This window comes from Streptomyces sp. NPDC018019, assembly GCF_044327805.1.
Taxonomy (GTDB): domain Bacteria; phylum Actinomycetota; class Actinomycetes; order Streptomycetales; family Streptomycetaceae; genus Streptomyces.
Map to the genome: position 1 here is coordinate 177,028 of NZ_JBIRGD010000011.1, position 11,365 is coordinate 188,392.

Here is an 11,365-nt window from a genome sequence, read left to right on the forward strand (position 1 = left end):
GCAGCGCTGGACACCACGGAACGGCCCGGAGGAAGCACCGTGGACACCCCTCACCCGGCCGGGCGCGGCCGGTACCCGCTCCGTCTGCGCCGGCGGCCCGTGGCGTGGGACCGCCAGCGGCCCACCTGGCGGGACGCCGTGCCCGGCGTGATCGCGGGAGCGCTGGAACGCGCCAAGGCCCGGCCGTCCGGCAACTGGTACGTGGTGGGTGCCTCCCGGGAAGCCGGCCGGGACCGCCCCCTGGGCCGGACCGTTGCCGGGACGGAGGTGGTGCTGTGGCGCGCTGCCGACGGGCGGCTGCGCGGCGGCCCGGGGGCCTGCCCGCATCTGGGGGCGCCGCTGAAGGACAGTCCGGTGCGGTGCGGCACGCTCGTCTGCCACTGGCACGGACTCGCCCTGGACGGCGGCCCCTTCGCCGGGTGGGAACCGTACCCGGTGCACGACGACGGGGTGCTGGTCTGGGTGCGCCTGGACGGCGTGGGCGGCGAGGAGCCGCTGGACCGGCCCCGCGTCCCCAAGCGCCCGCCCGCGGCCGCCGCCGTCACGGCCGTGTACACCGGGACCGGGCACTGCGAGCCGGACGACGTGGTAGCCAACCGGCTCGATCCATGGCACGGCGCGTGGTTCCACCCGTACTCCTTCGTCGACCTGACCGTGGTGGACGGCCCGGCGGGGCCGGCGGACGCGTTCACGGTGGACGTCTCCTTCAAGGTCGCCGGGCGGCTGGTCGTCCCCGTCCGCGCGGAGTTCACCGCTCCCGGGCCGCGCACGGTGGTCATGCGCATCACCGAGGGCGAGGGTGCGGGCAGCGTGGTGGAGACCCATGCCACCCCGCTCGGCGGCGACGCGTCCGGCCGCCCGCGCACCGCCGTCGTCGAAGCGGTCGTGGCCGTCGGCGACCGTCCGGGGTTCGCGCTGGCCCGTGCGGCGGCTCCGCTGCTCCGTCCGCTGATGCGGGCCGCGGCGGGGCGGCTGTGGCGGGACGACATGGCGTACGCGGAGCGGCGGTGGGAGCTGCGGCGGGCGGGGCGGTTCCCGGGGTGAGCGGCCTGGGGTGAGCGGCCCGGGGTCAGTGGTTCGGGGTGAGATGCCCGGCCGCCGCGAAACCCCGCTCGCACCGCGCCCGGAAGCGTGCGGGGCAGGGCGGATGCGCCGGTGACGGCAGAGCTGCCGGGGATTGCGCCGGTGTGCCCCACGCGCCCCCTCCATCACTCGTTAGAGGCAACGGCAGACAGGCATTGACGCTGGCAGCATCGTTCCCGAACACGCCGCGCAATCCGCTGGGCACCACCTGTGTTCCGTGGTCGCACGGTACTTTTCGGGAAGGAGACGCATTCCATGCCGGAAATCCAGGAGCAGCAGGAGACGGTCGAGTACGAGGCGCCGGAGCTGGCCGAGGCCGGCGACTTCGCCGAGCTGACGCTCGGGTTCCACGGGCATCACTGGGACGTCTGGGGCGGGCGCGGTCGCGGATGGTGGTGATCTCGGAACCGCGTGGTACGGGGCCCCGCCGCGTTGCGGCGGGGCCCGCCCGTCCGGTACGGAGTCCGCCGCTCAGTTTCCCGCCACCCGGGCCAGTCCCCGCAGCACCGCCGACCGGCCGCGGTCCGGCACCGTCCACAGGGTCTGGCCGCGTACGCCCCACCGGGCCAGCAGCGCGTTCGCGGCGAGGAAGCCCGTGGTGGCCGCGCGTTCCATGAGGGCCACCGGCAGGTCGGTACGTACGTGGTCGCCGGCCACCATCACCGCCGGGTCGGGCGTGCGCACGGTGGGCCGGTCCTGGTAGCCGCCCACCGGGAACAGCGGGCAGTCCGCCCGCCATTCGTGCTGCGCGTCGACAACCTTCGCCCCGCGCGTCTCGGGGTAGACGCGCGACAGCTGCTCCAGCAGCCGGTCCTGCTGCGCCCGCCGGCCGGTGTCCGTGCGGAGGGCGTACGCGTGCAGTTCGACCACCGAGCCGCCGGTGCGGGCCGCCCACCGGGCCGCCTCCCCCTCCCAGCGCTCCAGCACGCTGACGTTGTCCAGCGGGCCGAAGCCGCTGGTGCCGAGGAAGCCCGGCCGGTCCCGGGCCACCGGCCGGTCGAGCCAGAACCGGGAGACGAGGAAGGGCGGCGCGGTCCGCAGCCGCCGCACCCGGTCGCGCCAGTCCCGGTCGCCCAGCCCGGTCGACGCCGCGACCAGGTGGCGCAGCCCGGCGGTGTCGAGGGCGAGCACCACCGCGTCGTGGCGCGCCGCGCCGTGACCGCCCAGGACGGTCACGCCGCCGTCCGGGCGGGGCTCCACCGTCTCCACCGCGCAGCCGGTGTGCACCGTGACGCCGTGACCGGCCAGATAACGGCCCAGCGGCTCCCACAGCGCCTGGGGGAACGGCTCGTCGGGCACGTCGAACAGCAGCCCTTCACTGGAGCCGAGGAAGTAGATGTGGAACATCAACGCCATCTCGGCGGCGGACAGTTCCTCCGGGTCGGCGAAGAAGCTGCGGGAGAACACCTCGAATGCCAGGTGGCGGGCTGCTTCGGGGAAGCGGATGCGGTCCAGGAGACTGCGGGCGCTGACGCCGTCCAGCCGCTCGTACACGCCGGGCGTGCGCACGTCGAGCAGCGGCAGCGCGGCGCGCGGGTTCATCCGGGCCAGCTCGCGCAGGGTGAAGGCCGGGCTGAGGAGGGCGAAGCCGAGCGCACTCCACGGCGGGGTGCGCGGGACGTGCGCGAAGCCGTCGCGCAGGCCGCTGCTGTGGAGCAGCGGGTAGTCGGGCAGCCCGGTGAGCATGCCCAGCGTCGGGTCGGCCCGGCGCAACAGGCCCCGCAGGTTGTAGTACTGGCGGAAGAAGGCGTGGAAGCCGCGGGTCATGGTGGCCCGGAAGCCGTCGGCGAGCTGGACCTGGCGGCCGGACAGCCGGCCGCCGAGGCCCGGCTCCCGCTCGTACAGCGTGACCCGTACGCCCCGTTCGGCGAGCGCGGTGGCCGCGGCGAGCCCGGCGATGCCGCCGCCGATCACCGCCGTGTGCGGCGCCGCACCGGTGATCCTGGCCCGGCCCGGCGGTGGCGGCACGACGCGGGCCCGCCGGTCCCGGCCCCGGCGCGGTGCGGTGGGGCGGGCGGGACGGCGGGAGCCCCCGGCGGCGGTCGGTGCGGCGTCGGGCGGCGGAATCGTCATCGGGCGGTCTCTTCCTGGTCGGTGCGGTGCGTGGAGCGGCAGGCGGTGGGGCGGTGGGCCGCGTACGGCCGGTGTCCGGCGCGCCGTGTCACGGCCGGGACGACGGGCGGACGGCAGGCCGGCGACGCAGCCGCGGCAGCTCCGCCACGGTGCGCAGCATGGGCAGTACGGGGGTGTGCAGACCGATGGACAGGTCCTCGCGCATCCGGGTACCGCCGTCCAGGAAGCGCAGCAGCCGTTCGGTCGGGACGCCGCGGAACAGTCCGGTGAAGAAGGCGGCGCCGTCGACGCGCCCGCTGTCCAGGGCACGCAGCAGCACCGCGTCCATCAGCCGCGAGCGTGCGGAGTGCGGGGGTGGCGGAGCCGGTGGGCGGCCTTGGTGGAAGGCGGCGGCGACGGCCCGGGACTGGCGCTGAACAGCGGCGAAGGTGTACCCGGTCGACGGGCGGGTGGCGCCGCCGGCGGCGCCGATGCGGAAGACGTGGGGTCCGGCGCTGCGGGGGAAGCGCGCGTCGGTCATCGGGATGACGCCCTGCTCGGAGGCGGTGATCCGGTACGGGCCGAGCGGGCGGACCTCCGCCAGGTAGTGGCGCAGGGCCCGGTGGTAGGCGGCTTCGCCGAGCGGGGCGGCGGAGAACTCGGTGTACTCGACCAGCGCTTCGTGCGGGTTCAGCGGGAGGACGTAGCCGAAGGAGAGGCCGTGGTCCGGCTGCGGGGTGCGGAAGTCCATCAGGTCGGCGGTCGTGGGATCGAACTCAGGCCGTTCGGTGCGGACGAACCAGCCGTGGAAGTGCTGGAGGAGGGTGGTGCGGGCGGGCGGCAGCGCGGGCAGGGGCCGGGAGTCGTAGACCCAGCGGGCCCGCAGCCGCACCGGGCCGCCCTCCGGAGTCACCCCGCGGACCTCGGCTCCGTCCGGCAGGGCGCGCACGTCCTCGACGGCGGCCGTCAGCCGGTGTGCGGACGGCGTCGTCGCGAGCCGTTCGCCCACCAGTTGTTCGAACGCGTCGGAGCGCAGCATCTTGTACCGCAGCGGCTCCGGGCGTCCGGTCACCGGGGAGCCGTCGGCCCCGTACACGCGCAGCCGGTCCCAGGAGGCCGCCAGGACGCCGTCGTACGCGCCGCCCGGCGCCTCCCAGTAGCACCAGGTGCGCCCCGGGGGGCGGAGCGGTCCGGGCGGCGCGTCCACGACGGTCACTTCGGGGCAGCGCGCCCCGGGCGGCGGGGCGCACAGCCGGTGGGCGAGGGACAGCCCCGCGGCGCCGCCGCCCACGACGGCCACCTCCGTGTCGTACACGCCGACCGCCTCCCGTCTCGCCGGACACCGTTCCCGGGCCCGCGCCGGGCCGGCGGGCGCACCGGGTCTCCGGGTGCCCGTAGGAGGGGTTTCTACCGGGGAGAGCGCCGCCACGGGCATGACCACGCCGGTCGTCGGGCGAGGAGGTCCGATCGGTTTCCGGCCCGTCCGCGCTTCGGGGGCGCACGCCGTGGAACGGAGAAAGCCCCGGCCAGACGGGGGGAGCTGGCCGGGGCGGTCCGGAAACGGGCAGGACGCCTGGCACCTGTCGGTGCGGGTCCACATATCCCGTGATCAATTGAACGATAAACCACTGAGCGCCTTATCGCCAAACCGGATCGATGTGACACATATCGCGCACCCGGCCCGCCGACCGCGCGCCCCAGCGGCCGCGGTGCGGCGGGGAGCGCCCCGCCGCACCGCGGCCGTCGGAAGATCAGCCGGTCAGGCGGTCAGGCGGCCGGGGCGAGCCGGGCCGCGATGCCGTTGCGCCACAGGGCGTCCACCCGGGCGCGCTCCTGCGCGTTCGGGTTCGTGTTCTGGCAGGAGGGGCCGGGGCCGCCACCCGACATCAGCTCGCTGCACGGGCCCGAGTAGTGGTCGGGCAGACCGAGGACGTGGCCCGTCTCGTGGGCCGTCACACGGGTGGAGTTGTACTGCTGGTTCTGCCGGTAGTCGAGGAAGATGTAGCCCCGCCCGTGGCCGTCGGTGCTCGCGTAGGAGCCGCGGGCGTCGTTGCCCTCGTAGTACCGGAAGTCCGCGTTGGAGCCTTCCTGGAGCCGCACGTTGCGCACGGAGCTGTTCCAGATCTGCGTACTGCGCGCTATCTGGCTGCGGAAGGTGGGGGCGCTGGAGGCGTTGTACGTGACGGTGACCGCCTGGACGCCGGGCGTGGCGGCGCGCTTGGCGGCGGCCGACTTCATGACGGCCTCGAAGAACGCCTTGTTGGCCGCGGCCTCCTGGGCGGAGCCGGTGTACTTGGCTATGGAGGCCGGGGTGGAGACGCTCGTGCCGGCGGGGGCGGCCGGGGCGGAGGCGGCGGTGGCGGGGACGGTACCGAGGGAGGCGGCCAGACCGAGGCCGAGCACGGTGGCCAGAACCGTACGCATGGGTCTCATGGGGGAAACCTCTTCATCCGTGGGAGGGATTTGGTACCGGGATTGTGAAGGAATCAAGGTCCCCACGGGTGACAGCTTTTGGCGATAGCACCATGACATCGCCCCACCCGTCCGACCGGCCGGAACGGCGCAACTGCCATGTCCCGGCAGGGAGTCGGGGCTGCGGAAGGTGCCGTTCCCGACTGCGGCACGGGCGTGTGGCACCTGCCCGCGTCATCATCACCCCCGTCAGATGACGTAGGGGATACGCGATCGATGCAGGCGCGGACGCCGACGCGGTGCGCGCCCGGCACCCGGCGTGCCGGCCGGGCCGGGCGTCAGCGGGGCAGCGGCCGGGCGCGGTTGAGGTTGAGCAGCGGCGCGAGCAGGTCACCGTCGCGTTCGCGGCGCGCGGCGACCTCGTCGAACAGGAACGAGAGCTGCTCGGGATCCGTACAGCCTTCGACCTCGTCCCAGGTCACGGGCGCGGACACGGTGGGCAGCGCACGGGCGCGCACCGTGTAGGGCGCGGCGGTGGTCTTCGACGCCGAGTTCTGCGAGAAGTCGATGAAGACCTTCCCCGGCCGCAGCGCCTTGGTCATCCGGTGCACGACATGGCCGGGCAGGGTCCGCTCGGCCTCGACGGCGATGCCCTTGGCGTACGCGGTGACGTCGTCCGAGGGCGTCGGTTCGATCGGCACGAGGATGTGCAGGCCCTTGGAGCCGCTGGTCTTGGCGTACACGTTCAGGCCGTCGGCCATCAGGCGCTCCCGCAGCCACCGGGCCACCCCGCAGCACTCCACGATCGTGGCCGGCTCCCCCGGGTCGAGGTCGAACACGAGGCGGTCGGCGACGCGCGGCGCGTCGGCGGTCCACTGCGGGGTGTGCAGCTCCACCACGAGGTTCGCCGCCCACATCAGGGTCGGTACGTCGCGCACCAGCACCTGCCGGCGGGTCCTGGCCGTGCTGCCGGGCACGTCGCAGGTCTTCACCCATGCGGGCGTGCCGGGCGGCACGTTCTTGGCGAAGAACGTCTGGCCGTCGGGCCCGTCGGGATAGCGCAGGAAGGAGACGGGCCGGTCGTGGATGTGGGCGAGCAGCGCGCCCGCGGTGGTGGCGTAGTAGTGCAGCAGCTCGCCCTTGGTGGTGCCGGTCCGCGGATACAGGACCTTGTCCAGGTTGCTGAGCGACAGCCGCCGCCCCTCCACGACGGTGATTGGCGACATACCATGACAATCCCATACGAATCCCATACGAGGGGATGAGACATGCGATCGGTGTGGAACGGGTCCATCTCCTTCGGGCTGGTCAGCATTCCCGTGAAGACCTACAGCGCGACCGAGCGCACCGCCTCGGTCTCCTTCGTCCGCATCCACGAGAAGGACGGCGGCCGGATCCAGTACCGCAAGGTCTGCGAGCTGGACGGGGAGGAGGTCACGAACGAGGAGGTCGGCAAGGGCTACCAGGCCGCGGACGACACGATCGTGCCGATCACCGACGAGGACCTGGCCAAGCTGCCCCTGCCGACGACCAAGACGCTGACCATCCTGGCCTTCGTCGGTGCGGACGAGATCGACCCGCTCCAGCTGGACAAGTCCTACTTCCTGGGGCCCAACGGCGTCGCGGCGGCCAAGCCGTACACCCTGCTGCGGGAGGCTCTGGAGCACCAGGAGAAGGTCGCGATCGGCAAGGTGGCCATGCACGGGCGGGAGACGCTGGCCATGCTGCGGGCGCACGACGGGGCGATCGCCATGCACACGCTGCTCTGGCCGGACCAGGTCCGCTCGGCGCACACCGTCGCGCCCAGCGAGAAGGTCGAGATCCGGGAGAACGAGCTGACCCTCGCCGAGACCCTGATGGACTCGCTCGGCGACCTGGACGAGTCGGAGCTGCACGACGACTACCGGGAGGCCGTCGAGGAGCTGGTCACCGCGAAGCTGGAGGGCGGTGAGCCGGCCGTGCCCCGGGCCACGCCGGGCGGCGGCAAGGTCATCGACCTGATGGCCGCGCTCGAGAACAGCGTGCGGGCGGCGCGGGAGTCGCGCGGGGAGGGGGCGGAAGCGGACGACGAAGCCGGCCAGGCGTCGGTCACGCCGATCGAGCGGCGCGGGACGGCGAAGAAGGCGGCGGCGAAGACCGCGTCCGGCAGCGGCGCGAAGAAGCAGGCCCGTAAGACGTCCGGGGCCGCCGCGAAGAAGTCCGCGTCCGGCAAGGCGGCGGAATCCGGCGGGAAGAAGGCCGCGGCGGGCGGCGGTTCGGGCGGCAGGAAGGCAGCGGCGAAGACCTCGGCGTCGAAGCCGGCGGCCAAGTCCACCGCGAAGAAGAGCACCGCCAAGCGGAGCGGCAAGCAGGCGTCGGCCTGAAGGCCCGCGGGCCGGGCGCTCCCGCGGGTACGGGGCGGATGCGTGGGCGGGCCCGTGCGGGCACCCGGCGGGCTTAGAGTCGGTGCATGGCTTCAGACGAGGGAACGGTGCGCGTCGACAGCTGGATCTGGTCCGTCCGGCTGACCAAGACGCGGGCGATGGCCGCGACGGCCTGCCGCGGTGGGCATGTACGGGTCAACGGCGAACGGGTGAAGGCCGCCCACGGGGTGCGCCCGGGCGACGAGGTACGGCTGCGGCACGCCGGGCGCGAGCGCGTCGTGGTGGTCGCACGCCTCGTCCGCAAGCGGGTCGGCGCCGCGGTCGCCGCGGAGTGCTTCGTGGACAACAGTCCCCCGCCGCCGCCCCGCGAGGAGATCGTCGCGGTCCCGCAGCGCGACCGGGGCACCGGACGGCCCACCAAGCGCGACCGTCGCGAGATGGAGCAGTTGCGCGGACGCTGAGCCGCAGGGCGCGTTCCCGTACGGGCGGGCGCCCGCCCGTACGGCGGGCTCACAGCTCGCTCAGGTACACCCAGGCGCCCTCGTCCCGCACGAAGCGGCTGTTCTCCTGCTGTACGCCGGGCTCGCCGTGCAGCGTGTAGTGCGCCCGGAACTCCACGGTGCCCTCGCTGTGGAAGGCGCTGCCGCCCGTCGCGCCGACGATCTCCAGGCGGGTCCAGCGCTGCCCCGGCTCGAACTCCACGGCCGCCGGGCGGGTCGCGGGATGCCAGGTACGCAGCAGGTACGCGGCGTCGCCGACCGCGAAGGCGCTGTAGCGCGAGCGCATCAGCCGCTCCGCCGTCGGTGCGGCTGCCTGGCCCTGCTGGAAGCGGGCACAGCACTCCCCGTAGGACGCTTCCAGGCCGCAGGGGCAGGGGGAGGACGGGTCGATCGCCGTTCGCCGGCGTGCGGGGTTCTTGGACACCTCTCGATTGTGACCGCTCCGGGTGCCCGGCCGGTCGGTGGGGCCCGGGGCCGGTGCGAGCCGGTCAGCCGGTGGCGCGGCGCAGCCAGCCGTCGACCGTCGCCGTCACGGCGCGGGCGAGGCGGTCGATGCCCGGTGACCGTACGGGGCACGGGCGGGGCGTGGTGGTCGTCGGCGCCAGGCAGAAGTGCAGGGCGTCGTCGGTGCGGTGCAGGTCGGTGGTGCCGCCGCCGGGAGCCGGGTGGGTGCAGTAGGCGGGGTGGGCGCGTTCGTAGGCGTCGCAGGGCAGCTGGCGGGTCCACCGGTAGCGGTCGCCGGCCGGGCTGACCGTACGGCCCGCGTCCGAGTAGAGGTCGCCGGCCGCGGCGGCCTGGGCGGCGTAGACGGCGTTCACCCGGCGGACCCGGTCCGGGTGGAAGGCGTCGGGGGCCTGGGAAACCCAGACGATCTTCGGCCGGGCGAGACCGACGGCCCGTGCCGCCGCGGCGATCTCACCGGTCAGCGCCCGCGCGTCGGCCGCGTACCGGTCGTAGTAGTCCGGCGTGCCGTATGTGGCGCCCGCCATGCACGGGGTGTAGCCCCAGGCGTTCCCCCAGAACTGGAGGATGACGACGCGCGGGCGGACCGTCCGTACCAGCGCCGCCGCCTTGTCCCGGGCCGGGACCAGCGACGTGCCGCGCCAGGCCGTGCGGTAGTCGCACAGGGTCGTGCCGGAGTACGGGGCGGCGTGCAGCCTCACACGCCCGGTCGCGCCGAGCCGCTCGGCCAGTACGTCCTGGCTCTCCATGGCCAGGGAGTCGCCGAGGTACAGCGCGGGGACGGCCGGGCCGGACGGCTCACGGCCGGGGCCGGGGCCGGCCGGGTCCGGCGGTGTTTCGGAGGTGCCGCCGCCCGGTGTCGGTGCGGTCGCGGCCGGCGGCCCGCCGGCGGCGCCGGGGCCGGCCGGGGTGTCCGTGGGGTCCGAGGCGAAGACGACGCCCCAGCCGAAGGCCCCGACCAGGGCCAGGACCACCACTCCGAGCAGCGGTACCACCCAGCGATGGGTCATCGGGCCGCCCCTGGTCGCGTCGCGCGTACGGCCGGTGGCTCATGTCGGCGCACCGCACACCGGCACCGGCACCGGCACCGGCACCGGCAGACCAGGGAAGCACACCGGGGGCGGGGAGAGAAGACCCCGGCGGGGAGGGCACGGGGCCGGGTGATCCGCCGCCGTGCGGTGGTGCGGGACCGGGCCCATGATGGAAGCAGCGGAGGCACTGCCGGCCCGGCGTGGCTCTCCGGACCCGAGCGATCTTTCGGGAGGCGCCATGGGCAAGGACAGCACTCCGGGTTCCGACGAGACCCGCGCCGCACGGCTGCGGGAGCTCTATACGGGCAGCGAGCGCCCGTTCGACCCGGAGGACCTGGTCATGGCCAGGGGACTGGAACCGACGCCGGAGCGGGTCGAGGAGGCCCGCAGGCTGATCGAGGAGGAGGGGGCGGCGGCCATCGAGCGGTATCTGCCGTGACGCGGCGGTGGGTGGCCGGGGAGTTCAGCGGTGGTGCGCGAGGGCGGCGATGCGCTCGCGGTAGGTGGCGCTGTCCGCCTCGCTGAGCGGCAGCCGTCCGTCGCCCGCGAGGTGCGACGGGAGGTAGGTGGCCTGCTTGACGGCCTGGGACAGCGGACCGGGCAGGTTCAGCAGGAACTGGCCCAGTTCGGCGGTCTCGATGACCATCCACGCGTCGGAACCGCGGTCGTCGGGGGAGGTCGGCTCGATGGTGCTCACGGCCGTCACGGTCAGGGTGGGCGGGACGTCGGCCGTCGTCGGCGCGGTGTTCTGGTTCTCCGTACTCATGCTCCCTCCCTAACAACCGGGGGCGGGCCCGGGCCAGCCGGGCCGCCGAGTCCTCTCTCACACCGGCCGGGGGAATGCGGCCGGAGGAATGCGGCCGGGGACCGCGAAAAGGAAGGTGGGCGACGGAGATGGGCCGCCGAAGAGACCTGGCCAAAGTGACGCGCCCGATACGCGCCGCGGCCGTCCGATCCCCGATCATGGCCGGCATGGACGAGGAGACCCACACCACGGGGCCGGCGCCGGACACGGCCCGGCGTACGCATGACCGGGAGCGGCGGCGGGCGCGGCTGGTACTGGCCGGGCGGGCGGAGAGTGCGGAGGACCTGGCGATGCTGATCGATGCGCTGGGGCTCGACCCGCGGGAGGATCAGGAGGGGCCGCCCGGCGGGCGGGCCTGAGGAACGACCGGCGGGCCCGGCACCTCCGCGGAGGTGCCGGGCCCGCTGTTCCGTCCGGGCCTGCGCCCGGCGATTTTCAGTCAGGTGCCGTCTCGGTGGCCCGCACCAGGGATGCCGGGCGCATGTCGGTCCAGTGTTCCGTCACGTGGTCCAGGCAGCCCTGGCGGGTGTCCTCGCCGTGGACGACCGTCCAGCCCCCGGGAAGGCCGGCGGCGGCCGGCCACAGGGAGTACTGGTTCTCTTCGTTGACGAGGACGAGATAGGCCGCGTCCGGGTCCTCGAACGGGTTGGTCACGGG

General features: G+C 74.3%; 14 protein-coding genes. 6 read left to right on the forward strand and 8 right to left on the reverse strand.

The features are described 5' to 3' along the window. Positions 1-39 precede the first annotated feature (39 nt). Positions 40-1,044, forward strand: a complete 1,005-nt coding sequence (locus tag ACH4FX_RS20325) for a DUF5914 domain-containing protein (RefSeq protein ID WP_398480948.1) — start codon at positions 40-42, stop codon at positions 1,042-1,044. A 294-nt stretch (positions 1,045-1,338) separates the two neighbouring features. After that, positions 1,339-1,482, forward strand: coding sequence for a lasso RiPP family leader peptide-containing protein (locus tag ACH4FX_RS20330; RefSeq protein WP_398480809.1), 144 nt, complete (start codon positions 1,339-1,341; stop codon positions 1,480-1,482). Between the two features lie 72 nt (positions 1,483-1,554). Here ACH4FX_RS20330 and ACH4FX_RS20335 read toward each other — a convergent pair whose 3' ends face one another. The 4 genes from ACH4FX_RS20335 to ligD form a co-directional block, all read right to left on the reverse strand. Next, positions 1,555-3,156 (reverse strand): FAD-dependent oxidoreductase, encoded by a 1,602-nt coding sequence (locus ACH4FX_RS20335; protein WP_398480810.1) that lies wholly within the window; start codon positions 3,154-3,156, stop codon positions 1,555-1,557. Positions 3,157-3,244: 88 nt separating this feature from the next. Further along, the gene (locus ACH4FX_RS20340) at positions 3,245-4,450 is read right to left on the reverse strand and encodes a lycopene cyclase family protein (RefSeq protein WP_398480812.1); all 1,206 of its coding nucleotides are present in this window, start codon (positions 4,448-4,450) and stop codon (positions 3,245-3,247) included. Between the two features lie 452 nt (positions 4,451-4,902). Further along, the gene (gene snpA, locus ACH4FX_RS20345) at positions 4,903-5,568 is read right to left on the reverse strand and encodes a snapalysin (protein ID WP_398480813.1); all 666 of its coding nucleotides are present in this window, start codon (positions 5,566-5,568) and stop codon (positions 4,903-4,905) included. Between the two features lie 317 nt (positions 5,569-5,885). Beyond that, the gene (gene ligD, locus ACH4FX_RS20350; protein ID WP_398480814.1) at positions 5,886-6,773 is read right to left on the reverse strand and encodes a non-homologous end-joining DNA ligase; all 888 of its coding nucleotides are present in this window, start codon (positions 6,771-6,773) and stop codon (positions 5,886-5,888) included. A gap of 42 nt (positions 6,774-6,815) precedes the next feature. Here ligD and ACH4FX_RS20355 point away from each other — a divergent pair, with 42 nt between their 5' ends. Then, positions 6,816-7,910, forward strand: a complete 1,095-nt coding sequence (locus ACH4FX_RS20355; protein WP_398480815.1) for a Ku protein — start codon at positions 6,816-6,818, stop codon at positions 7,908-7,910. Positions 7,911-7,996: 86 nt separating this feature from the next. Next, positions 7,997-8,371: an RNA-binding S4 domain-containing protein gene (locus tag ACH4FX_RS20360; RefSeq protein ID WP_398480817.1), complete on the forward strand. Its 375-nt coding sequence runs from the start codon at positions 7,997-7,999 to the stop codon at positions 8,369-8,371. Between the two features lie 49 nt (positions 8,372-8,420). On the opposite strand, the gene ACH4FX_RS20365 is transcribed toward ACH4FX_RS20360, so the two are convergent. Beyond that, a complete protein-coding gene (locus ACH4FX_RS20365) occupies positions 8,421-8,834 on the reverse strand; it encodes a YchJ family protein (RefSeq protein ID WP_398480819.1) in 414 nt (137 codons plus the stop codon). 64 nt (positions 8,835-8,898) lie between these two features. Continuing rightward, the gene (locus ACH4FX_RS20370; RefSeq protein ID WP_398480820.1) at positions 8,899-9,882 is read right to left on the reverse strand and encodes an SGNH/GDSL hydrolase family protein; all 984 of its coding nucleotides are present in this window, start codon (positions 9,880-9,882) and stop codon (positions 8,899-8,901) included. 259 nt (positions 9,883-10,141) lie between these two features. On the opposite strand from ACH4FX_RS20370, the gene ACH4FX_RS20375 reads away from it, so the two are divergent. Then, the gene (locus tag ACH4FX_RS20375) at positions 10,142-10,342 is read left to right on the forward strand and encodes a hypothetical protein (RefSeq protein WP_398480822.1); all 201 of its coding nucleotides are present in this window, start codon (positions 10,142-10,144) and stop codon (positions 10,340-10,342) included. 24 nt (positions 10,343-10,366) lie between these two features. Here ACH4FX_RS20375 and ACH4FX_RS20380 read toward each other — a convergent pair whose 3' ends face one another. Further along, on the reverse strand, positions 10,367-10,669 hold the full coding sequence (locus ACH4FX_RS20380; protein ID WP_398480824.1) for a hypothetical protein: 303 nt from the start codon (positions 10,667-10,669) through the stop codon (positions 10,367-10,369). A 206-nt stretch (positions 10,670-10,875) separates the two neighbouring features. On the opposite strand from ACH4FX_RS20380, the gene ACH4FX_RS20385 reads away from it, so the two are divergent. Further along, positions 10,876-11,067, forward strand: a complete 192-nt coding sequence (locus ACH4FX_RS20385; protein WP_398480826.1) for a hypothetical protein — start codon at positions 10,876-10,878, stop codon at positions 11,065-11,067. Between the two features lie 76 nt (positions 11,068-11,143). On the opposite strand, the gene ACH4FX_RS20390 is transcribed toward ACH4FX_RS20385, so the two are convergent. Further along, positions 11,144-11,362 carry an MbtH family protein gene (locus ACH4FX_RS20390; RefSeq protein ID WP_398480828.1) on the reverse strand — a complete coding sequence of 73 codons (219 nt, stop codon included), beginning with the start codon at positions 11,360-11,362 and terminating at the stop codon, positions 11,144-11,146. Positions 11,363-11,365: the final 3 nt, after the last annotated feature.

Excerpts from the sequence above, each read along its gene's own strand:
- ACH4FX_RS20375 (WP_398480822.1), top strand. The coding sequence starts at position 10,142 with ATGGGCAAGGACAGCACTCCGGGTTCCGACGAGACCCGCGCCGCACGG.
- ACH4FX_RS20370 (WP_398480820.1), bottom strand. The coding sequence starts at position 9,882 with ATGACCCATCGCTGGGTGGTACCGCTGCTCGGAGTGGTGGTCCTGGCC.
- ACH4FX_RS20360 (WP_398480817.1), top strand. The coding sequence starts at position 7,997 with ATGGCTTCAGACGAGGGAACGGTGCGCGTCGACAGCTGGATCTGGTCC.
- ACH4FX_RS20380 (WP_398480824.1), bottom strand. The coding sequence starts at position 10,669 with ATGAGTACGGAGAACCAGAACACCGCGCCGACGACGGCCGACGTCCCG.
- ACH4FX_RS20355 (WP_398480815.1), top strand. The coding sequence starts at position 6,816 with ATGCGATCGGTGTGGAACGGGTCCATCTCCTTCGGGCTGGTCAGCATT.
- ACH4FX_RS20330 (WP_398480809.1), top strand. The coding sequence starts at position 1,339 with ATGCCGGAAATCCAGGAGCAGCAGGAGACGGTCGAGTACGAGGCGCCG.
- ACH4FX_RS20385 (WP_398480826.1), top strand. The coding sequence starts at position 10,876 with ATGGACGAGGAGACCCACACCACGGGGCCGGCGCCGGACACGGCCCGG.
- ligD (WP_398480814.1), bottom strand. The coding sequence starts at position 6,773 with ATGTCGCCAATCACCGTCGTGGAGGGGCGGCGGCTGTCGCTCAGCAAC.
- snpA (WP_398480813.1), bottom strand. The coding sequence starts at position 5,568 with ATGAGACCCATGCGTACGGTTCTGGCCACCGTGCTCGGCCTCGGTCTG.
- ACH4FX_RS20335 (WP_398480810.1), bottom strand. The coding sequence starts at position 3,156 with ATGACGATTCCGCCGCCCGACGCCGCACCGACCGCCGCCGGGGGCTCC.